This window comes from Comamonas sp. 26, from assembly GCF_002754475.1.
Classification (GTDB): domain Bacteria; phylum Pseudomonadota; class Gammaproteobacteria; order Burkholderiales; family Burkholderiaceae_C; genus Comamonas.
Map to the genome: position 1 here is coordinate 73314 of NZ_PEFL01000001.1, position 22141 is coordinate 95454.

Annotated in this window: 21 protein-coding genes; 15 read left to right on the forward strand and 6 right to left on the reverse strand. The window is 57.4% G+C overall.

Annotated features, from left to right (window positions below; translation table 11 throughout):
• Window positions 1–107: 107 nt before the first annotated feature.
• The gene (locus CLU84_RS00345) at window positions 108–1427 is read left to right on the forward strand and encodes a dicarboxylate/amino acid:cation symporter (protein ID WP_099735411.1); all 1320 of its coding nucleotides are present in this window, start codon (window positions 108–110) and stop codon (window positions 1425–1427) included.
• Window positions 1428–1554: 127 nt separating this feature from the next.
• On the opposite strand, the gene CLU84_RS00350 is transcribed toward CLU84_RS00345, so the two are convergent.
• The gene (locus CLU84_RS00350; protein WP_099735412.1) at window positions 1555–2364 is read right to left on the reverse strand and encodes an RIO1 family regulatory kinase/ATPase; all 810 of its coding nucleotides are present in this window, start codon (window positions 2362–2364) and stop codon (window positions 1555–1557) included.
• A 68-nt stretch (window positions 2365–2432) separates the two neighbouring features.
• Complete coding sequence (locus CLU84_RS00355) at window positions 2433–4181, reverse strand: FMN-binding glutamate synthase family protein (RefSeq protein WP_099735413.1); 1749 nt, start codon at window positions 4179–4181, stop codon at window positions 2433–2435.
• Window positions 4182–4380: 199 nt separating this feature from the next.
• Here CLU84_RS00355 and CLU84_RS00360 point away from each other — a divergent pair, with 199 nt between their 5' ends.
• The 14 genes from CLU84_RS00360 (at window position 4381) to CLU84_RS00425 (ending at window position 18264) form a co-directional block, all read left to right on the forward strand.
• A complete protein-coding gene (locus tag CLU84_RS00360) occupies window positions 4381–5178 on the forward strand; it encodes a YecA family protein (protein ID WP_099737780.1) in 798 nt (265 codons plus the stop codon).
• An 86-nt stretch (window positions 5179–5264) separates the two neighbouring features.
• Complete coding sequence (locus CLU84_RS00365; protein WP_099735414.1) at window positions 5265–5582, forward strand: helix-turn-helix domain-containing protein; 318 nt, start codon at window positions 5265–5267, stop codon at window positions 5580–5582.
• Between the two features lie 422 nt (window positions 5583–6004).
• Window positions 6005–6190 carry a Flp family type IVb pilin gene (locus tag CLU84_RS00370; protein WP_099735415.1) on the forward strand — a complete coding sequence of 62 codons (186 nt, stop codon included), beginning with the start codon at window positions 6005–6007 and terminating at the stop codon, window positions 6188–6190.
• Window positions 6191–6209: 19 nt separating this feature from the next.
• Window positions 6210–6689, forward strand: coding sequence for a prepilin peptidase (locus tag CLU84_RS00375; RefSeq protein ID WP_099735416.1), 480 nt, complete (start codon window positions 6210–6212; stop codon window positions 6687–6689).
• A 13-nt stretch (window positions 6690–6702) separates the two neighbouring features.
• Window positions 6703–7188, forward strand: a complete 486-nt coding sequence (locus CLU84_RS00380) for a TadE/TadG family type IV pilus assembly protein (RefSeq protein ID WP_099735417.1) — start codon at window positions 6703–6705, stop codon at window positions 7186–7188.
• A 52-nt stretch (window positions 7189–7240) separates the two neighbouring features.
• Window positions 7241–8233: a Flp pilus assembly protein CpaB gene (gene cpaB, locus CLU84_RS00385; RefSeq protein ID WP_099735418.1), complete on the forward strand. Its 993-nt coding sequence runs from the start codon at window positions 7241–7243 to the stop codon at window positions 8231–8233.
• A gap of 81 nt (window positions 8234–8314) precedes the next feature.
• Window positions 8315–9598 (forward strand): type II and III secretion system protein family protein, encoded by a 1284-nt coding sequence (locus CLU84_RS00390; protein WP_255409123.1) that lies wholly within the window; start codon window positions 8315–8317, stop codon window positions 9596–9598.
• 28 nt (window positions 9599–9626) lie between these two features.
• Window positions 9627–10973 (forward strand): histidine kinase, encoded by a 1347-nt coding sequence (locus CLU84_RS00395; RefSeq protein ID WP_233209891.1) that lies wholly within the window; start codon window positions 9627–9629, stop codon window positions 10971–10973.
• On the forward strand, window positions 10970–12292 hold the full coding sequence (locus tag CLU84_RS00400) for a CpaF family protein (RefSeq protein WP_099735420.1): 1323 nt from the start codon (window positions 10970–10972) through the stop codon (window positions 12290–12292). The genes CLU84_RS00395 and CLU84_RS00400 overlap by 4 nt, the downstream gene beginning before the upstream one ends.
• The gene (locus CLU84_RS00405) at window positions 12285–13253 is read left to right on the forward strand and encodes a type II secretion system F family protein (RefSeq protein ID WP_099735421.1); all 969 of its coding nucleotides are present in this window, start codon (window positions 12285–12287) and stop codon (window positions 13251–13253) included. Before CLU84_RS00400 ends, CLU84_RS00405 begins: the two co-directional genes overlap by 8 nt.
• The gene (locus CLU84_RS00410; RefSeq protein WP_099735422.1) at window positions 13253–14197 is read left to right on the forward strand and encodes a type II secretion system F family protein; all 945 of its coding nucleotides are present in this window, start codon (window positions 13253–13255) and stop codon (window positions 14195–14197) included. The genes CLU84_RS00405 and CLU84_RS00410 overlap by 1 nt, the downstream gene beginning before the upstream one ends.
• On the forward strand, window positions 14194–15879 hold the full coding sequence (locus CLU84_RS00415) for a lipopolysaccharide assembly protein LapB (RefSeq protein ID WP_099735423.1): 1686 nt from the start codon (window positions 14194–14196) through the stop codon (window positions 15877–15879). The genes CLU84_RS00410 and CLU84_RS00415 overlap by 4 nt, the downstream gene beginning before the upstream one ends.
• Before the next feature lie 30 nt (window positions 15880–15909).
• Window positions 15910–16353, forward strand: coding sequence for a DUF3613 domain-containing protein (locus CLU84_RS00420; protein ID WP_099735424.1), 444 nt, complete (start codon window positions 15910–15912; stop codon window positions 16351–16353).
• 24 nt (window positions 16354–16377) lie between these two features.
• Window positions 16378–18264, forward strand: coding sequence for a TadG family pilus assembly protein (locus tag CLU84_RS00425; protein WP_099735425.1), 1887 nt, complete (start codon window positions 16378–16380; stop codon window positions 18262–18264).
• Here the strand turns inward: CLU84_RS00425 and CLU84_RS00430 are convergent.
• The 4 genes from CLU84_RS00430 to thiL form a co-directional block, all read right to left on the reverse strand.
• Window positions 18258–18758 (reverse strand): CinA family protein, encoded by a 501-nt coding sequence (locus CLU84_RS00430; protein WP_099735426.1) that lies wholly within the window; start codon window positions 18756–18758, stop codon window positions 18258–18260. The genes CLU84_RS00425 and CLU84_RS00430 overlap by 7 nt on opposite strands.
• 23 nt (window positions 18759–18781) lie before the next feature.
• On the reverse strand, window positions 18782–19375 hold the full coding sequence (locus CLU84_RS00435) for a phosphatidylglycerophosphatase A (RefSeq protein WP_099735427.1): 594 nt from the start codon (window positions 19373–19375) through the stop codon (window positions 18782–18784).
• A gap of 101 nt (window positions 19376–19476) precedes the next feature.
• Window positions 19477–21096 carry a DUF4139 domain-containing protein gene (locus tag CLU84_RS00440; protein WP_099735428.1) on the reverse strand — a complete coding sequence of 540 codons (1620 nt, stop codon included), beginning with the start codon at window positions 21094–21096 and terminating at the stop codon, window positions 19477–19479.
• Between the two features lie 59 nt (window positions 21097–21155).
• Window positions 21156–22133 carry a thiamine-phosphate kinase gene (thiL, locus tag CLU84_RS00445; protein WP_099735429.1) on the reverse strand — a complete coding sequence of 326 codons (978 nt, stop codon included), beginning with the start codon at window positions 22131–22133 and terminating at the stop codon, window positions 21156–21158.
• Between the last annotated feature and the right edge of the window lie 8 nt (window positions 22134–22141).

The window sequence follows — 22141 nt, forward strand, 5'->3', positions numbered from 1 at the left end:
GCTGCATCTAATACCAATGGGTTATCGGCACAAAAACGGCGCGGGGGTACAAACGGCAACAAATCGGTGCACCACGGTGGTGCGCCCCTAATTTTGGGAGATGCAGCATGCACTCAATACCCACTGAATCGGCTCCTCGCGAGCACCTGCCGTTTTACCGCCAATTGTATTTTCAAGTGGTGTTCGCCATCATCGTGGGCGTGCTGCTGGGTCACTTCTCGCCGGCTTATGGTGAGGCCATGAAGCCGTTTGGCGACGCGTTCATCAAGCTCATCAAGATGATCATCGCGCCGGTGATCTTCTTGACCATCGTGACCGGCATTGCCAGCATGACGCACCTGAGCGCCGTGGGCCGTGTGTTCGGCAAGGCCATGGCGTACTTCCTGACCTTCTCCACACTGGCGCTGGTGGTCGGTCTGGTGGTGGCCAATGTGATGCAGCCAGGCTCTGGCATGCACATCAATCCCGCCGATCTGGATCAGAGCGCTGTCAAGGGCTATGTGGCCAAGTCGCATGAGATGACGCTGACCGGCTTTGTGATGGACATCATCCCCAAGACGCTGGTCAGCCCATTTGTGGGTGACAACATCCTGCAGGTGCTGCTGGTTGCGGTTTTGTTTGGCGTGTCGCTGGCGCTGGCCGGCGAGGGCGGCAAGACCGTGCTGAACTTCCTGGAGTCGCTGACCAAGCCCATCTTCAAGCTGGTGAACATTGTCATGAAGTTCGCTCCCATCGGCGCCTTTGGTGCCATGGCCTTCACCATTGGCAAGTTCGGTCTGGGCTCGCTGGTCAATCTGGCCGAGCTGGTGCTGACCTTCTACATCACCTCGGCGCTGTTCGTGCTGGTGATTCTGGGTGCTGTGGCCCGTGCCTGCGGCTTCTCGGTCATCAAGCTGATCAAGTACCTGAAGGACGAGCTGTTGCTGGTGCTGGGTACATCGTCGTCCGAGTCGGCCCTGCCTTCGCTGATGCAGAAGATGGAAAAGGCTGGCTGCAGCAAGTCTGTGGTGGGTCTGGTGGTTCCTACCGGTTACTCCTTCAACCTGGACGGCACCAATATCTACATGACGCTGGCTGCGCTGTTCATCGCCCAGGCCACCGATACGCACCTGACGCTGGGCCACCAGATCGCACTGCTATTGGTTGCCATGCTGTCGTCCAAGGGCGCAGCGGGCGTGACTGGTGCGGGCTTCATTACCTTGGCTGCCACTCTGGCCGTGGTGCCTGAAGTGCCAGTGGCCGGCATGGCGCTGATTCTGGGTGTGGACCGCTTCATGTCTGAATGCCGTTCGCTGACCAACTTCATCGGCAATGCTGTGGCGACGGTGGTGGTTTCCAAGTGGGAAAAGGCGTTGGACTATGAGCAGCTGAATGCGGCGCTGGATGGTCAGATTGAAGATGCCAATGAGGTGGCGTTGAAGATCTGAGTCTTTGACTGATGCATGTAAAAAGCCCCGCGATGCGGGGCTTTTTTGTGGTGTTTCTAGGCTCTGGCGCTTGAAATTTAAGCGCTGGTAGCTATGAAATTTACTTTTAATGGTGTTGTGAGTGATGTCAGCTTGTCGATGTCAGCAAGTCATACGCGGCCAGCACGCGCAGTGTGTCGCGGCCCAGTCGTTTGCTGCGGGGCAGAACGCGCACCCAGCCCAGTTTTTTGACCGTACGGGCCAGAACTTGCTGTGCATCGGCGGGCAGTTGCTGAACAAAGGCTAGCCAATGCTTTTGCGCTTCTTCCATCGCCCCCGTCTGCTGCAAAAACAGGGCTGTGGACTGGGTGTAGTTCAGTGCATCACGCGCCATGCACACGGCGCGGGGCAGGTGGGCAGCGGGGTCGTCTTCAAAGTCGATAAAACCAATCACTCCATCGGGGCAGACCACCATGTTGCGGGCCACGGCCTGGCTGAGTACCTCGCCCTTTGTGTGCGCCTCATGAATCGCATCCAGCCCCTGCCGCCACAGCTTGAGCGTGGAGGCTGAGCCTTGGGCAATGGCGTCTTCAATGGCGTTGCTCAGCGACGGCGCTTCTTCGCCGGGGCGGCCCAGATGGCGCATGACAAAGGCTTGCTCCGTTGTGGCCAGCACTTCAGGCACGCGCAGGCCTTTGGCCTTGAAGTTACGAAGGCGGCGCGCCTCGGTCTGAATGGACTCGGCCCCTCCGGGGTTGGGCACGGGTTGCAGCACGGCGGCGCTGAAGAGTTTGGCCAGCGTGTTCAGCAGCCAGTAGTTCAAGGCCGGGTTGCCTTTGCTGGCGCACTTGACCCAGAGGGTTTCATGCGCCAGTTCATAACGCATGATGCTGTGGGGCTGGTTCAGATGCTCGCGCAGAAATGCTTCGTAATCGATAGCTGTCTGCGCTTTTTGCATATGGGCTTGAGCGGAATTATCCTGAGATGTCACGGCGAAGGGTCTGGCAGGCGCTGGGCTCTGGCTTCTCAGGTCCAGATACCGCTGCGCAAAGGCAAAGTCTGCGATTGTGCCGCGTTGTCGGCACTGCCCGGAGCAGATGGGCGCAGAACCGGCTCATGCAGTGGCTGAAAGCTCTGCGCCGTGGCCAGCGGCCAGTAATTTTTAAAGACCTTGTGCTGGCGCTGTAGGTTCTGGAGCAGGCCACCCGGCTCTACGCGCAGGATCAGGTTGGAAAGCAGGCTGACCTGCGTATCGTCCAGCCTGCGCACAATGTGATGGGCGGTAATCTCATTCGGGTGCTTGAGCCCGGCGGCCTGCACCAGTTCCTGGAGCGCGTGCAGCGTGTTTTTGTGAAAATTGGCCACGCGCGTGGCCTTGTCGGGCACCACCAGCGCTTGCTGGCGCACGGCATCCTGAGTGGTCACACCCGTGGGGCAGGTGCCCGTGTGGCAGCTCTGGGCCTGAATACAGCCCAGCGCCATCATGAAGCCGCGCCCCGAGTTGCACCAGTCGGCACCCAGAGCCATCATGCGGGCGATATCAAAGGCGGTGATGACCTTGCCCGCCGCGCCGATCTTGATGCGGTGGCGCAGATTCACCCCCAGCAGCGTGTTGTGGACCAGCAGCAGACCTTCTTGCAGCGGCACGCCCACATGGTCGACAAACTCCACAGGTGCTGCGCCGGTGCCGCCTTCAGCGCCATCGACCACGATGAAGTCGGGGGTGATATTGGTCTCCAGCATGGCCTTGACCATGGCAAACCATTCCCAGGGGTGCCCCACGCAGAACTTGAAGCCCGTGGGCTTTCCGCCCGAGAGACGACGCAGCTTGCCTATGAACTGCATCAGCTCCACAGGGGTTGAAAACGCGCTGTGGCTGGAAGGTGAAATGCAGTCCACCCCCACAGGGATGCCGCGAGCTGCTGCAATTTCAGGAGTGACCTTGGCTCCGGGCAGCATGCCCCCGTGCCCAGGCTTGGCACCTTGACTGAGCTTGAGCTCAATCATCTTGACCTGCGGGTCGGTGGCGTTGGCGACAAATTTCTCTTCACTGAATGTGCCGTCTGCATTGCGGCAGCCAAAGTAGCCGGACGCAACTTCCCAGATCAGATCACCGCCATGCATGCGGTGGTACTGGCTGATGGAGCCTTCACCCGTGTCGTGAATGAATCCGCCCATCCTCGCACCCTGGTTCAGGGCCTGAATGGCATTGCCCGACAGCGCACCGAAGCTCATGGCCGAGATATTGAAGACGCTGGCGTGATAGGGGCGGGTGCAGGGCTCGTGGCCTTCCTGAGCCTTCTCTGGCGAGCCACCAATCCAGACGCGAAAGTCGTGCGAGCCCAGCTTGCTCGGCTGCATGGAGTGGTTGACCCACTCATAGCCTTGCTGTCCCACATCAAGCTGGGTGCCGAAAGGGCGGTTATCTACCTGCCCCTTGGCGCGCTGATAGACCAGCGAGCGCTGGGCGCGGGAGAAGGGTTGAGCTTCGTTGTCACCTTCGATGAAGTACTGGCGAATCTCGGGGCGGATGAATTCAAATAAGAAGCGAAAGTGACCCATGATGGGGTAGTTGCGCAAGATGGCGTGGGGCTTTTGCAGCAGGTCGTGAAGGCCCACCAGCACCAGCACAGCCGAGGCAATCAGCCACCACAAGCCCTTGCCAGCGGTCGTTTGCGTATAGAGCGATGCTCCAAAAACGACCACGGAAACGATGAGCGCGCCGTAACGCAGGGGCAGACTATTGAGAAAACGATTCACTGCAGATACTCCCATGGCAGGGGGTGTTGATGGTGGCCCGTTAAAATTCAGTCCTGTACGGGGGCGCATCCATACCAGATGCTCCAGTCCCCTTGGTCCATCGCCCGGCCCTGCTCCTCGATAGTGATGAAAACAGTCCGGGCCATCATAAAAGCCTTTCCCTATGCAAGAACAAGCACCTACCCCCGCCGTTGAAGATACGGCCTCCGCCGACATGCCTGAGGGCGCACTGAGCAACGATCAGCTCGAAGAGCTGGATGCCCTGCTCGACGAAATGCGCACCCGTGGCGATGAAATTCCTCAGTGGGAGTTCTGCGACGGTTTTCTGACCGCTCTGGTCTGCACACGCCGCCCCATTGAAGCCGCTGAATACCTGCCCATGCTGCTGGGCGACGGTGAAACGCTGGACGTGGCCGCTGGTCAGCCCTTACCCAAGCTGGAAGCCTTCAAGGACGAAGCCCAGCAAGCCCGTTTCATGGAGCTGTTCGAGTTGCGCCTGAACGAAGTGCGCACCCAGCTGAATACGGACATCAAGTCTCTGGCTGACGAGGTCGCCTTTCAGCCTGAAGCTCTGGACACCCGTGGCGCCATCCTGATCCTGCCCGAAGCAGAACAGGCCGAGCTGGCTGACGAAGAGATTCCTTCCTTCTCGCAAGTGTGGGCTCTGGGCTTCATGTTTGTGGTGGAAAACTGGGCCGAAGAATGGACCGCTCCCCGTGACAAGGAAGCTGCTCAGTGGCTGGACGCAGCAATGGAGTTCATCGTCAACCTGACCGAAGACGACACCGACACTCCTGCTCTGAACCTGTACGAAGAATCTGGCCCCGCATCGACCAGCCAGGAGCGCGTGGACGCCTTTGGTGAAGCCATCTGGGCCGTGTATGACCTGCATCGCCTGTGGAAGAGCATGGGCCCCCGCCAGGAAACCATCGTCAAGGGCGAACAGCCCGGCCGTAACGATCCTTGCCACTGCGGTAGCGGCAAGAAGTTCAAGAAGTGCCATGGTGCATAAACCAGCTACTGCCTGAGCGGCGTTGCCGCTTTCCCGAAGGGAGACGGCAGCATCGCTGCAAGCGTTGTGAGACAGGTTTGGGTTTGATGACGACGCATTTAGGTGAACGCATACGCGCGCGGCGGCAAGAGCTGGGCTTGAGCCAGGGGCGGCTGGCGCAGATGGCGGATGTCACGGCTTCCGCTATCTCTCAGATTGAATCGGGTGCCATTCGCACCCTCAAGAACGACACGCTCTCCCGCCTCGCAGTGGGATTGCAGACAACGGCACTGGAGCTGATGGAGGGCTTGCACAGTGAAACAGCATCGCTGCCCACCGACGAGCAGCGCTTGCTCGACAGCTATAGAAAGCTGGGGCCGCCGTTACAGGACATTGCTCTCAAATTGATTAAAGCCTTGCAGTGATTTTCTGAATTGCTGCAATTCAGGCCATTCCTTCCCCTTTCTAAAGACCTGCTGCTGGCAGGTCTTTTTGTTTTCGCAACAGATTCAAAGGGTTAACCCGATTGGTCAATGTAGGACTAAATCAAATACTCTGTAGGAAACCAATGAAGATTGTGTAGCTTGAAAGAGGGCTGCAGCGTGAGATTTGTACTTGAGCGCTGCCTTTTGTCCCTCCCTAGAAAGAAAAGTGATTGTTTTTATTAGGATTTTTAGTTTTTTGAAACTTCTTATCAATGAAAAATAATTGCCAAGAGCTATGTTTTTAATTTGTTGATAGCTATTTCAAATATTTCAAAATGTTTCCATCTTCGTAAGATCAGTACCGCGGTGGTCGAAAAGGTCGCCACAGCGATTCTTAAACCTGATTGTTGAAGGAGCTGATCATGAAAGACCAAATCGTTAAATTCTGGCGCGACGAAGAAGGCGCAACAGCTATTGAGTATGGGCTGATTGCTGGGCTGATTGCTGTGGGATTGATCGTCTCTTTGGAGGGCGTTCGTACTGCAATTGCTGGCCTTTTCACAAGAATCAGCACCCTTTTAAATGGAGTTTCTCCTACTCCTGGATGAATTTAATAATTTTTAAGAAATGCTGATAAGTTTGACATTTTTGTTCTGGCTATGTATGGCTGGAGCAGTGGATGTTGTATACAGAAAGTGTTTCAACTGGCTTGTGCTGTCAGGGTTTATTTTTTTGCTAATATTTTTTTTAATAAGCCCTGACTCTAATTTCATCGATATATCAATAGAGAAAAAGTTAATAGGCGGTGGAGGAGCGTTTTTAATTCTTTTGATTTTCTATTACTTTGGAATGATGGGTGCAGGAGATGTGAAATTTGCAACTGTATTGGGGTTATGGGTTGGCTGGAAGTTGCTTTTGCCAATTTGGGCTTTGAGTTGTGCATTTTCAGTAATTCATGGCGTGGTTGCTCGGAGTTATATGAAATATTTTTTCACATCTGTGTTTAATTGGCACGATGGAGTCGGAAAAAATGAAAAAAGATTCATCCCTTATGTGACGTATCTGTCTGCCGCTACAGTAATAGTTTTAATGCTAAATGAAAATTAATAAAGGAGGGGGTATGCGATTCAAAAAACAGCAAGGTGCTGCAGCGATTGAATTTGCAATTATCTTTCCTATGTTTTTTCTGATTTTTTACGCCATCATTACCTATGGTTTGATTTTTGCGGCCCAGCAAACGGTGACTTTGGCGGCTGCAGAAGGCGCACGCGCAGCAGTCCGTTATCAAACAGGGCAAGATCAAAATGCAAGAAAAGTGGCTCGAATTGCCGCAGCTTGTGATATGTCCAATAAGGCTCTTATTTGGCTAAGTAAATCCGTAGGGGGGGCTCCTGGCGTTTGCTCTACTGGTATTGTCAAAACAGAAGTGACGACAGACACAGCATTCTGCTCTGCTCTCAATGGTGTGACCTGCGTAAAAGTACTGGTGACGTATGACTACGAAAAAGCGCCGTTGATTCCAAAACTTTTCGGGCCGTTGATGAATCTGCCCACACCTAAAGCGTTGCAAGGGCAAGCAGTTGCGCAAATAAGCTTGGTTGACTGACTACAAAGATAAAGCCTTGTCTCAATAAGCAAAGGCAAAAAGAGAGGACATTATGGTGAATGTCGCAAAGATCGCGGTCGGTGTTTTGCTGGCGCTTGCGCTGGCTTTGGGCATTTATGGGTGGATGCTAACCAAAGCTCCAGCTGTACCAGACGCTCAGGCGCAGACATCAAGCTCTGACACTCAAACCAGCGCAGCAGTAAATGTGGTGGTAGCTGCAAAAGCGGTGCCTGCTGGCCAGATACTCAAAGCCGAAGACTTGCTGGTCTCAGGTCTTCCTTCCAAACCCGATGGCGCTTATGACGATGTGCAGGCGGCTGTGGGCTCTGTGCCTGCTGTAGATATTCCCCAAGGCGCCCCGGTACTCAAGGGGCAAATGGTCACTGGATTGGCTCTCAAGGTTCTTGATGGTGAGAGGGCAGTGGCAGTCAAGGTGGATGAAAGCGTGGGCGCAGGCAATCGCATTCGCCCTGGTGATTTTGTGGATGTGTTCTTTATTCTGCGCCGCGACGGCAATGAAATTGATCAAAGCCAGGCGCGTTTGCTGCTTTCACGCAAGCGCGTGCTGGCTTATGGCGCTGCATCGGTGGATGCTCTGACCTCTGCTGAAAAGACCGATGGCAAACAAGTCAATGGCCCAGATAACGCCCGCACAGCCGTTTTAGCGGTGCCTGTGGCAGAGGTGAGCCAGCTGGCCTTGGGTGGTTCCAGCGGAAGTCTGGTGCTGGCTTTGCGCAACCCCACGGATATGAGCGAGCCTGATCTTGAGAAGTTTGCACCACTGCCCGGTGTGCTGGCTGTTTCTCTGCCCAAAGGTGCAACCGCCAATGCGCCTCTGGAGGGCGCTGATGCCGCGCAGGCCGGCGTGGCGATGAGCACCTTGGCAGGTTCCACAGCTGCTCCCGCAACGCGCATGAATGCCGCCAAGCCCATGACGGCAGGTGTTGAAAAGCCAGCAGTGCCCCGGACACGAACCGCGTCTGCAGACCCCTCCTTGTCTGTTGAATTTGTGCGCGGTGCTAATTCTCAAACAGTGCGGTATTGATCTATGCATCACAAGATGACTTCTATCTCTTCCCGCACCCTGACGATGAATCGTCTGTCTGTTCTGTGTAGCCTGTCTTTGATGACTTGGAGTGTCCCAGCGCTTGCGCAGCAAGCGGTAGGCGCTTCTGAAAAAATAGCAAATCAAGCCGCTGGCGCGAAAGAAATAAAGCTCGTCATGGGAACCCAGCAAGAGCTGAATCTGCCCAATGGCGTAGAGCGCATTGCGATTGGTGACGATACGGTGGCGGGCGTGCATATCAAGCGCTCAGGCAAGGGTGTAGCCGCCAAAATTTTGCTGAATCCGCTCAAACCCGGAAGCACTTCATTCATGGTCTGGCCGCGCGGCGAGGCGAATGCTCAGGCCTATGTACTGAATGTGCAGCAGCGCGTGGAGTTGCGCACGGCCAAGGCATCCAGCCTGATCGAGCAGCAGTTTGCGAATGAACTGGCCAACGCTCAGTCTGATGACAAGGTCAAGACCGTCGACCTGTCCAGCGTCCAGTTCAAAAGCAATGTGGTGCAGGTTGACGTCAAGGTGGTTGAGTTCAACAAGACACTGATGAAAAAGGTGGGGCTCAACCTTTTCAACACTGCGCCCAACAGCTCGGGCTTTAGCTTCGGCATTTTTGGTCGTGGCTCTTACGGCATCAGTGGGGGGAGTTCTATCCCCGGTGCTGCTGCGAACCCACTGACTCAGGCCTTTAACTTGCTGATGCAGTTTGACAAGGCAGGTATTGGCGTCAACATCGGCATGCTTGAAGGCAATAACTTGGCGAAGGTGCTGGCGGCACCGACGCTGGTCGCTCTGTCTGGTCAGAGTGCCAGCTTCCTGTCGGGTGGCGAGGTCCCCGTTCCTGTGCCCGCTGGCACTGGCTTGGTGGCCATTCAGTACAAGCCCTATGGCATAGCCCTGACCGTCTCTCCAACTGTGCTGTCTAACGATCGCATTGTGCTCAAGGTCGCGCCAGAGGCGAGTGAGCTGGACTATGCAAACAGCATTGTTCTCAATAGTGCCACGGTCCCGTCCATAACGACCCGCCGCGCTGACACCACGGTTGAGCTGGGTGATGGCGAGAGCTTTGTGATCGGGGGATTAGTCAGCCGTCACACGAGCTCGGGCACCGATAAAGTTCCTTTGCTGGGTGATATTCCGATCTTAGGCGTGCTGTTCAAACGCCAGGAATTTCAGCAAAAAGAAAGCGAACTGGCGATTGTGGTGACACCGCGCCTGGTCAAGCCGCTGGCCCGCGATGTGAATGTGGATGCATTGCTGCCCGGGCGCACAGAGCAGCGCAATCCTTCCGTCTGGGGGCCGTGGATAGCAGGAGGCCTGTCCCCCGTGGCACCAGGCTTCTCGCGTTGAGGACAAGGGTTGAGGCATGAATATGCGCATGGACTCCTCCTACCTCAACACCGCACAGCCCACCTCAGGCGCTGGCAATGCGCGTGTGGTGCTGGTGACGCAATCGTCAGCACATGCCTTCTGGTTGGCTAGCGCTTTGGGGAACGACGCCGAAGTGATTCCCGTGGCCAACGATCTTGCGCTGCTGCAATCAACAATTTCTGCCCCCAGCATGGGCGTTGTTGTAGTGGACTTCTCTTCACCGATGACGGACGCCGCGGTGAGTCTGGTGAGCGAGCTGCGCAGAGTTTGCCCTGGCATCATCATCATGGGCGCAGGCGCGGCAGCAGAGCCGACCTCCATGCGTGCAGCTTTGCGCTGTGGCGTGGTTGAATTTATTGACTGGGAGGCGACTGAAGGCGAGGCCAGCATTGTTATCAAACAGCAGCTTCAAGCCCGTACCCAGGCACCTGTTGCAGCGGCTTTGGCGTTGGAGCCAGAGACGCAAGGCTTTGCGCTGCCCTTGCTGGGTGCACGCGTGGGCATGGGCGTTACCACGCTGGCTACACATCTTGCGGTGATGCTGCAGGAAATGCAGGCCCACGATCTGAGCGACGCAATGCGCCGCAAACAGGTAGCAAGACCTTTTGGAGCCAGCCAGCTGCCGCAGGATGAGGCCGCGCATGTGGCGCTGCTCGATTTGGGTTTACCGGTACGCGATGGCTTGCTGTATTTGAGTGTTGCGGGTGACTTCAGTTTTGTGGATGCGGTGCAAAGCATGCGCCGTCTGGATTCGACACTGATTGATTCCGCCTTTACCAAGCACTCCACGGGCACGGCAACTCTTGCCTGGCCTTCTGATCTGGGGCAGCTGCGCGATGTCAGCTCTTCTGCGGCCGCCAGTGTGGTCAGCACGCTCAAACGCTTACTCAAGGCGCAGGTGATCGACCTGGGGGGAATGATGCAGGCCGACTTTCTGGCCCCCGTGCTGCGCGAATGTGGGCAAGGCTGGGTGGTATGCGATCAGTCGCTGGGAGGCATTGTGTCTACGGCGCAGATGCTCAAAGAGCTGGATGCCAAGGGTGTAGATCGCCGCACGCTCAAGCTGGTGCTCAATCGCTTTAATGCGCAAGCCGGCCTGCCTGCAAAAGAAGTGGCGCAGCGCCTGGGGCTTGATCTGTTGCATGTGGTGCCCGACCGCAGCACTGTGCTGCTAAATGCCGCCAGCTGCGGACAACTGCTGTCGCAAACCCTAAGAGGTGACCCCTACGTGACTGGCATACGGAGCATGGCACGCACCTTGCTGGGCGAGGCGATGGCTGGCGACAAAGCGACGGCACCGCCAACTCCAAGCATTCTGGGGCAATGGGCCAAGCGTTTGAGGAGAGGCGAATGAGCATGGATATCGTTTTCGCCGAAAAAAGCAGCAATTTTTCGGATTCCAAACAGCTGCTGCTGATCAAGAACGTCGCACACGAGCATCTGTTGACACGTGTGGAAGAGCTGGGCGCTGTTTTTGCCAAATGGTCGACGAGTCGGGTGCGCCAGTTTGTGCACCAAGAGCTAGAGCAGTTTGTGCGCCAGCAGCGCTTTCCCGTCAACGATGAGGAAGTGCAGTGGATTGCGCAGGCCCTGAATAAAGAGCTGTCGGGTCTTGGGCCGCTGGATGACCTGATGGCCGACCCCGAGGTTGAAGACATTCTGATCAACGGCCACAAAAATGTTTTTGTCTCACGCAAAGGCGTGCTGCAGCAGGAGACTCTGCACTTCACCGACAACGCCCATGTGCTGCGTATCGTGCGCCGCATTATTTCGCCGCTGGGTCGTCGTCTGGATGAATCCACCCCCATGGTCGATGCGCGCCTGCCCGATGGTGGGCGTATCAATGTAGTAATCGAGCCGCTGTCGCTGGATGGCCCGGCGGTCTCGATTCGCAAGTTCCGCAATGACCCTCTGTTGGTGCAGGATCTGGTCAATTTCGGCACCCTGGATGAAGGTATGGCCCGCCTGCTTGAGCTGGCCGTGCGCGAGCGCTGCAACATTCTCATTAGCGGGGGGACGAGCTGCGGTAAGACCTCTATGCTCAACGCGATTGCTGGTTTTATCCCGGCCAATGAGCGCGTGGTGACCATTGAAGACACGGCTGAGCTGACGCTGCCGCACCCGCATGTGGTGCGCATGGAAAGCCGCCCCGGCGGCTTTGAAGGTGCGGGTGCTGTCTCCATTCGCGACCTGCTGCGCAACAGCCTGCGTATGCGCCCTGACCGCATTGTGGTGGGCGAGGTGCGTGGTGCTGAAGTGCTGGAAATGCTGCAGGCCATGAACACGGGTCACGACGGATCGATGGCCACCATTCATGCCAGCTCGCCGCGTGAATGTCTGCACCGTATGGAAATGCTGGCCGGCTTTGCCGGTTTTCAGGGCAGCGAAGTCAGCCTGCGTCGCCAGATATCCAATGCACTCGACTTTATTGTGCAGATCAGTCGCCTGCCCAACGGCAAGCGGCGCATCACTTCGATTACCGAAGTCACCGGCATCACCGACAGCGTGATTGCGATGCAAGAGCTTTATCGACACGAGCTGTTGCCCCAGCCTGAGGGTGAGGATCAAGAGCGCTGGATCACCTTGGGCATGGTGCCGCATACGCCCAAGCTGGCGCGCTTCAGAGCGGTGCTGCAGCACGCGGGCAACAACGCAGGGATGCGCCATGGCTAGCAATGCCTTCTTGCTGCTAAGTCTTGCACTGCTGATGGCGGCGGCGGCTGTCGTGCTGTGGCTGTTTGTCAGTCGGCAGCAGAAGATGCGCCAGATGGCGCAGCATCTTGAGCAAAGCCTTGAAAAAAGTGCAGCCGCTGCGGCAGGCTTTGTGGCCAGAGATGCCAGTGCCTCAGCCTTTGACAACTCGGTGGCCGATTCCTTGCTGGTCAAAGAAAAAAAAGCGAGTTGGCCTGTTCCTGCCGTCTTAATTGGTACGGTCAGCGCCAAGCTGTTCTATGGCGGGCTGGCGCTGATTCTTGCGACGTTTCTGGTGGTCGGTCTTACCGCCGGCTGGCTGGCTGCCAGCGCCGGAGTGGTGGTGCTGGGTATCGCCTTCTTCTTTTTTCTGTACTCGCGTGCGCAGAAGTATCGTTCCCGTCTCACGCGCCAGTTGCCGGGGTTTCTGGACAACACGGTGCGGCTGGTGACGATTGGTAATTCCATTCAAGCCGCATTCCAGATGGCGGCGGCAACGACCAAAGATCCTCTGCAATCGGTGATGGAAAAAGCAGCCAGCTTGGCCCGTGCGGGCATGGATCTTGAAAACGCCGTGGCCCATGTGGCGCGTCAGACGCGGCTCGATGAGCTGCATTTGCTGGCGGCCATCTTGCGTATCAGCGTGCGATATGGAGGTCGGGTGGATTTGCTGCTGGAGCGTGTCGCCAACTTCATGCGTGACCGTGAACAAGCCGAGCAGGATTTATCCGCCATGACGGCAGAAACGCGTATGTCTGCATGGGTGCTGAGCCTGCTGCCCGTAGCGGTGTGCGGGCTGATTATTTCCTTCAACGCAGGCTATTTCTTGAAGATGTGGAACGACGCCAGTGGTCGCAACATCATCTGGGCCGCTGCGGCGCTGCAGGTGTTTGGTGTGATGCTGCTCTACCGCTTGGCCAAGCTGGATGAGGGGGCTGATTAATGGGAAATTCACGTCTTCTTTTAATGCTGAGCGCGGCCTTTTTGGCATTGGCTGCCTTGATCGCTGCGGGTGTTGTTGCCTACGCGCATCAGCGGCGTGAACGTAGTAGCAAAGTGGTGATGAATGCGCTTAATCGCAGCGGTGTGACGGCACCTGCTGCGCCCGGTAAACCGGTGAATATTCTGAATTCTCTTAACGGCGAGGAAGCTTTGCCAGAGCACTGGCTGAACACCTCGTTTGGTAAGGCGCTGGTGGCAGAAGAAGACCGCATCTTGCTGGGCCGATGTGGCTGGGGATCTACTCGCGAGCAGCTGCAGTATTTGATAGCGCGCTGCGTATGCGCTGTGATGCTTCCACTGCTTTGTGCCTTTGTTTTTTCGGGGGGCAAATATTTTCTGCTTTCTCTTTTTGCAGCGTTCACCGTGGGATTTCTGATTCCTAAATGGGTGCTACGCAGCGTGGCTGGCCGCCGCCGTGCCAGTGCGGCGCGCGAGCTGCCGCTGCTGGTGGATTTGCTGGGTTTGCTGCAGGGCACAGGAATGAGTCTGGATCAGACGCTGCAGGTCATTGGCTCGGACTTTGGCAACGTCATGCCTGTGCTCTCGCGAGAGGTGATGCTTGCTAACCAGCAGTACAGCCGGGGCAGTACGCGTGAGCGCTCTTTTGGCCGCATGAGCGAGGTTTATCAAAACGAAAACCTGGCCAATCTGACTTCGCTGATGGCTCAGATAGACAAATACGGCGGCGCGGTGCAAGAGCCGCTGCGCGTTTTTGGCGAGCGCTTGCGCGAACAGCGCAAGGCCAAGATGAAAGAGTTGATTGGAAAGATCTCGGTCAAGATGACTGGCGTCATGGTGGTGACGCTGCTTCCTGCCCTGATCATCATTACAGCGGGCCCCGGCTTTCTGGCCGTGATTCGTGCGTTGGGAGAGATGACAGAATGAGAAGAAAAAACCAGTACCTGATGTTGCCGCTGGCTGCGGTCGCCGTATCCATGCTTGCAGGCTGCTCCAGCATGGGTAGTCTGTTTGGGCAGAACCAGCCAGTGCTCTCGCCCGCAGCCAAAGCGGCTGCCGAGATGCCGCTGGAAAAAGAAGCCGTTGTTAACACGCAGGAGACCTACCTCTCTCTGGTCAAGCAGATGCAGGCCAAGTCGCTCTGGTATGCATCTATCGCTCACCTGGATGCGCTGGACAAGCAATGGGGCGCTTCCAGCGATTCGAGATTGATGCGTGCGGATGCGTTGCGTCAGATGGGCCAGTTCAATGCAGCGACGCTTATCTACCAAAGCTTGCTGGGCAGTGCCAAGGACGGTGCTGCACGCTATGGCCTTGGTCGCGTGGCGGCCGAGAAAGGCGACTTTCGCAATGCCGCGCAGCAGATGGAGCAGGCGCGCATGAGTAACCCGGTGGACCCGCAGTTGCTCACGGATCTGGGCTATGCGCATCTGCGTGCGCGTGACCTGAATGCAGCACGCATTCCCCTCATGCAGGCCGCGCAGCTCAACCCCGAAGATACGCAGGCCAATGTCAATCTCAGCCTGTTCATGATGGTCAGCGGCCAGGCCGCTCAGGCCGAAGAATTCATGCGCCAGCGCAAGCTGGATGCGCAGACCCAGCAGGCCGTGAAGGAGCAAGCCAGCGAATGGCTGCAAGGTGCCAAGCAGGCGGCGGCTCAAGCCGCGTCAGATCCTGCGACGCAGGCCACCGGCAAGGTCGTCAACCTCTCTCGCCCTGAAGTGACGAGATCTGCAGAAACCGTGGCTAAAACGGCGGCACCGACCCCTGCACAAGAACCTGCACAAGTGCAGGAGGTACCTGCCGCAAAAAAATCCCTGCCGGAGCCTGATGTTGCACAGGCTCCGGTAATGGCTACGGCCCAGCTGCCAGTATCTGCACCGGTTGCAACGTCTGTCACTGCGCCTGCTGCTTTAGCCGAGCTGCCTTTGCCTGCAGTGCAACCCATGCTGCCGCAAAGTGTTGCGCGTGCGCCCAGCGGTGGGCAGTGGATGGTGTCTGGCAGCAGCTTTGATTCAGCGCGCCCGCGCCACCCTGGCCAGTTCATGCCTGCGGCTTCGCAAACCTATGCTTATGCAACGCCAGCGGCCGTCCAGACTGATCCGGTTGCTCATATTCCTGCAGCGGTAGCGGTGTTGCCTCCAGTCGCAGAAGTGGCTACAACGCGTGCGCCAGTCGAGCAAAAGTCAGCTGCCAACCAAGCCGTAGTCTCTGTGCAAGAACCTGTGAAGCCTTATCTGTTCCCTGCGCCCGTGCAGAAATCGTCAGTAGCTCCTGTATCTGTAGCAACAGTTGCCCCCGCAGTAGTGCAAAAAATACCTGAGCCTCAGCCGCCAGTGCTGCGTCCAGAAGTAGCAAAGCCCATCGTGCCACGCCAGCCCGCAGGGCCTGCGCGATCACTGCAAGAGGGCTCCGTCGTCATGGCTGTCGCCAGCCCTGCTGCCGTTCGTCAGGCCAATCTAGCCAGTGGCAGCAAGCAGACAGTACAAGCCATGTTGCCGAGCGGCACCTCGTCAGGAGGATTGTTTTTTGAAACCCCGGAAGTCGAAGCGAGCAGCCCGCCAGTATCTGCTCACAAGACTGCTACGCCAGAGCGTGTGTGGCCCTGATCCTCTTGCGTGAACCCCAAAGGAAACCTTATGAACATCCAGACTCCTTCCCTCACGCTGGCTCGTGCATTCACCCTAGTGGCAATGACGACGGCTATGGCTTCGGCTGCCCTTGCGCAACAGTCCAATACCAGCACAGGCAGTAGCAGCGGCGTAACCAATATGAGCGCGCCCCAAAGCGTTGCTCCAGTATCAGCAGCTCCGGCAGCCGCGCCAGCAGTTCCTGCGCTGGCTGCGGTGACTCAGGTGCCAAGCAGCACATCGTTGAATCCGCCAGCCACCAACCGTGTGGGTGATGCCACCAGCTATCTGCTGGCACTACAGGCAGGCGGCCATTACGCATCGCGCAATGCCTACCCTGTGACCAGTGATGTAGCGCAGCGAACCTATGCGCGCTACCTCGAAAGCTTTACCCACAAGATTCCTGAAAGCTCAGACTCGCAAGTGGGCTCCTCATCAGGAGGCCGTCGTTAAGCGGTTGCTACAAGGTTTATCTACATGCCGTCTTTTGCAACAGGTCTGAGCCGTGCCCGCATACGTCGCCAATCCGGTGCAGTGGCGATGCTGGGCGCGCTATGGCTGATGATCGCTGTCATCTGCCTGGCCACCATTGATATTGGCAATGTGTTCTGGCAAAAGCGCGAGTTGCAAAAGATTGCGGATTTGGCGGCGCTGGCGGGGGCGCAGGCGCTGACCAGCAGTGAGTGCCAAGCCAATGCAAAGCAGATTGCGACCTTGAATGGAATGACAGGCACTCCGCTGGTGGAGTGCGGTAATTGGGTGCCGGTTGCGGGAGCAACGGACTCTAATAGTTTCTTTGTCAGCGGTGCAGTGCCAATGAATGCTAGCCGGGTCACTGCATCTCGCAACGTACCCTATTTCTTTTTCTTTGCAGCAGGGGCCAGCAATAGTCGCGATGTGCAGGCAGTGGCGACAGCCGCGCGTAGCAGGCCGTTGGCACAGCTCAGAGTCAGAAGCAAGCTGATTCAGATTGATGACAAGAAATCGGCCATTCTCAACCCCATCATTGGGGGACTTTTGGGCGGCAGCTTGAATGTCTCTGCTGCTGGCTGGAACGGCCTGGCGAACGTCCAGCTCTCATTGCTGGATTTTTTCAGAGAGTTAGGGCTGAAGAAAGGTCTGATCGATGTCAATGCCACCGTCATCGATTACGAAAAAATTCTTGATACCAACATCTCGGCCTTGGACGTGATCGATGTCATGCTATCTGCGCTTCAGAGGCAAACCAATAGCAACAACAACCCCCAGGCCGTGAGTGCGGCGATAACCGCTTTGAGTGCCATTGTTTCGGCCAATATATCCAAGGTTCAGCTCAAGCTGAGGGAACTGCTGGATATCAAGTCTGGCACTTCGGATGCGGCTTTGGGCGCACAACTGAACGCACTAAATACTGTGCAGCTTTTGGCACAGGTTTCGGGGCAAAAGAATGGTCTTGTGGTCAAGAGCAATGTTCTTGATCTTCCAGGAATCGGGGCCGTCAAAATCAGCTTGAAAGTGATTGAGCCTCCTCAGTCATCGGTGATCGCTCCACTGCCATCTGTAAGTGCAACATCTTTCGAGAATGCTGCCATTGCTGTGAAAACAGCACAGATCCAGGCACTGATTTCTGCAGACCTCAAGGTGCTGGATGGTCTCAGTGGGCTAGTCAACATTCTGGGTGGTTTAGTGGGTTTGCTGACGTCCGTGTCACCTCAATTGACGGATATTCCAGCGAGATTTGACCTGCATATCGAAGGTGTTGGAGGTCAGGCATGGGTGGAAAGTGGGCAATGTTCTCCAACTAAGCAGATGAAGGTGCATGCGGAGACATCTATTGCCAAGATTCGGTTTGGAAGAATGGGCAATACGGCTGATGAGGCCCTGGCAAATGCCTATAGCAAAAATCCATCCAACTATCTGCAGCCGTTCAAGGTCATTGATATCGGGCGGCAGGTGCTTTTGTTTCGAGAGGCTGGATACTACGGCGGAGTGGGGCTGAAGATTGATACCACCGCTGGATTGAAAAACAGCAAGATTTTTAATCTTGCTGCACCTGATACTGTGTTGCCTTTGAACAGTAGCAAGGAGGCGTTTCAGAACTTCAGCATGACGGGAATCATCGCAAGCCTGCAGGGTTTACTCAACTCGGATGCACTTCAGATCATTCAACCGCCCACTGGAAGTAGTCCACTTGCCGGGCTCGTAGGGCTGGTAAACAATATTTTGGCGGAAGTGCTCAAGACTCTCTCGAGCGTCGTTGGCAAGATACTTGCGCCTTTGTTGGACCCGGTGCTGGATCAACTGCTGGGCCTGCTTGGCATTGATGTGGCCCAGGCACAGGTAGAAGGCCGCATGGACTGCGGAGCGGTCGAGCTGGTCTACTGAGCTTGATGCAACTGCAAATGGAGTCTCTGCAACGCATAAGTGGTCGTGGCCTGCCTTATGTAGTGTCGGCTGCCTATCAGGTTGAGCAAAATACTATGGGGCACGCCTTGCACACACCACCCCACCCAAACCGTTCCCACAGGCTTCTCCACCGACCCGCCTCCAGGCCCGGCAATCCCCGTCACCGCAATACTGACCTGAGCGCGGGAGTGACGAATCGCGCCTTCTGCCATGGCGCACACGACTTCTTCGCTGACGGCACCGTGTTTGGCGATCAGCTCGGCGGGCACGCCCAGCATCTCGGTCTTGGCTTCGTTGGAGTAGGTCACAAAGCCGCGATCAAACCATTGGCTGGAGCCTGCAAGATCGGTGCAGGCGGCGGCGATCATGCCTCCGGTGCAGCTTTCAGCGGTGGCCAGCATCCAGCCTTTTTCGGTCAGCTTGGCTGCCAGTTGTTGAACCAGCTCTTCAATGCTGGTTTCTTGTTCGCTCATTGTCTTCTCCATCGCTTATTTACTTAGAAGAAATGTCGCCAGAGCGCGATCACAAGTAGCGTGCAAAAAGCAGCTACCAGGTCATCCCACATGATTCCCCAGCCGCCGCGCGGGCCGAAGCCTTTGAACAGGCGGTCGGCCCATTTGACGGGCTGGGGTTTGACGGCATCAAAGAAGCGGAACAGTGCAAAGCAGACGAGCTGGCCCCAGAAACCCAGAGGCGTGCACAGCCAAAGAATGATCCACATGGCGACGACTTCATCCCAGACGATATGGCCGGGGTCGGCCACGCGCATGTGCTGGGCTGTGACGGTGCAGGCCCACCAGCCCACGGGGATGCTGGCGGCAATCACCCAGCCGATCTGTGCTTTATCCAGCCACTGCGCCAGTACCAGATAGGCAAGCCAGGCCCATAGCGTGCCGAAGGTTCCGGGAGCTATGCGGGGCAGGCCTGAGCCAAAGCCCAGCGCAATCATGTGGGCCGGGTGCTGCAGCATGAAGCTGACCGAGGGGTGAGCGATGGGAGCAGTTCCCATCTCAGCGTGCGCTTTGCTATTGATAGCTGCTTGCGCAATATATGCCTGCGCTTCAGCGATATTTGAGGGTTCGTCGGTCATGACTTGATGATACGCGTGGCCTTGGCTCTGCCAATACTCACCTTGTCAGGGCATCGCCAAGCCTTGCCCTTTTTAATGGGCAAGATGCGTGTCAATCGCTTTTACTGAAGGCCGCTGATGGGCAGGTTTTCGGGGAAGCGAATCTCATGCGTGGCCTGAAATTGCGCTGTGCTGCGTGCGGCAAGGTTTTGTTCCCAGGAAATCATGCCGTTTTGCGCATTCCAGCGGGTACTGGTGGGCTGGGGCGCGTATTGCGATTGCACCTTGATCTGCTCATTGCCAGAGATGGGAGCCGTGTCCAGCACCTGCAGCGCAATGGGCTGGTCGTGGCGATTTTCTACGGCGTAGCTGCGCACCACAGTGCGTTCGGTCTTGCTGCTGGCCCAGCCACTGCTGCCGGTATTGCTCTGTGCGGGCAGGCGGCGCACCACCACTTTCTCATCGCGGCCAAAAGACAGGCCCTGTGCCAGTGCCTGGGCGTTGCCAAAGTCCAGCCGCCCATTGCCGACCAGTGCTTCGTCGCGGAACAGGGTGACAGGGCCTGCAGGCCAGATGCCTTGCGGCGCCTGCAGCGTGGCGATCAGGTAGGCCGCCTCTTCCACGGCAGGGGCCGTGCGGGTGAGCAGGCTGGTGGCCAGATTTTCCTGCCCCAGCGAGAGCGTGGTGCGCTCGGCGCTGGATGGAACGGTGATCTTGTAGGGCACGACAAATTGCGTGCTGTATGCCGTATTGATGCTGGAGACATCCAAATCTGGAAGAGCCGGCGCGTCAGCGACTTCGGCAGTCATCTTGGCGCTGGCGCGGGCCATCATGACCGGTGCTGGCGCAGGCGCTGCTAGGGCTATGGGCTGGACGACATCGACCACCCAAGGGCGGGGCATGGCACCTTGTGTGTTGCGTGTGGGCTGGCCGGTGGAAAGGCGCAGGCGCACATTGCTCCAGTCCTCGCCGCTGGCCTGCACGACAAAGGCCTGCCGTTCAAGCTGTACCTGATTTTTGACGCTGTTCAGCTGGGCACGGTAGGTGGGCTGCCAGCTTGGGCCGCGCACTTGATAGCTCAGTCGCACATTGGCTGCGCGGGGGCTGGCCAGTTGCACGGTGATTTTCATGACCTGTGACTGCTGACCACCGGTGCGGTCGCGTTCCTGGCGCAGCGGCTGCAATTGCGCCAGCAGGTCTTGCTTTTGCCGCTGAACTTGGTGGGCGCGCAGGCTGTTGTCGCGGCTGCTTTGGCGCAGGACCTGGCTGGTGCTCGCAATCTGCGTGGGCGTAACTCGGGCTTCGTCGCTGGGTTTGCTCACGCCCTGCAGAAAGTCGCCCACCAGCTTGGCGGCGTTTTCTTCGGCTTCGATGCTGGCGAGCTGGTCTTCCAGCGTGCGAATCTGCTGATCCAGCGGGCTGGTGCAATCTTTGGCCGCCATCTGGCGGGCCTGCATCAGCACCTTGATCTCACCCACGCGCAGGCCTTCGTCGCCGCTGATCTGCAGGCTTTGCGTGTCCACACTGGCGGGCAGGCACTCAAAGCTCAGTTGACGGGTTTGCGCTTCAATGCGGGCCTCGCGTTGCACGGCGGCAATGCCGGGGTAGAGCGTGACCTCCGTAATCGGCGCACGGCTGCCTGAAACGCTGAGGCTGGCACCATCCGCCGCCTGCGCATTCAATGCAGGCAGAGTGGCAGCAAGGCCGGCAAAGTAGACAGGCAGCAGATGGCGTGAACGCATGAGACAGCTCTTGTTTCCAGTGAACAAGGTTTGAGCTTAACCGAGAGCGCGCACAGCGTTTAGCTGCCAAAGTGGTCGAAGGACTTCCACTGGCTGGCCATCAAAGCGCCATCAGCGCCGATGACGCGCAGGCCTGATCTGGCATCAATGCGGCCTATGCAGGTCACGGGCGTGGCGCTAGCGGCACCTGCGGCCAGTACATCGGCATGACGTGCGACTGGGGCGGTAAAGCACAGCTCGTAATCGTCGCCACCGGCTAGCGTGCATTGCTGCTGAAGATTCAAGCCAAACTGCCATGAAGCGCTTTGCGGATAATCGCTGGCAGCTATCAAAGGCGTAGTGAGGCGGCTATCCACAGTGGCACCGACTTGCGACAGTTCAAGGATATGGCCGAGGTCGCCCAGCAGGCCATCGCTCACATCCAGCGCGCTGCTGGCAATGCCGTGCAGGGCAAGGCCCAGGGCGACGCGTGGTGTGGGACTTTCCAGCCTCTGGCGGGTTTGTTCAAGCAAGGCAGCTGGCAGCTGGATATGGCCTTGCAGGGCTTCCAGCGCCAGTCGCGCATCGCCCAGGTGGCCGCTGACCCAGATTTCATCGCCAGCCTTGGCACCGCTGCGCAGCAGGGCTTGACCGGGCGGTACTTCGCCAAACACGGTGATGCAGATGTTGAGCGGGCCGCTGGTGGTGTCGCCGCCGATCAACTCACAGTCGTGCGCGTCGGCCAGTGCCAGCAAGCCTGCGGCAAATTCGCTGATCCATGGCTCATCAGCGCGGGGCAGAGACAGGGCGAGGGTGAAGGCGAGAGGCTTGGCACCGCTGGCTGCCAGATCGCTGAGGTTGACGGCCAGCGCCTTGTGGCCCAGCAGGCGCGGATTGACGTCGGGGAAGAAGTGGCGGCCTTCGACCAGCATGTCGCTGGAGATGGCCAGCTGCATGCCGGGTGCCGGAGCCAGCAGCGCGCAGTCGTCGCCCACGCCCAAAGCGGCGCGGCGTACGGGCCGCTGGAAGTAGCGGCGGATCAGGTCAAATTCACCCATGAAGTCAC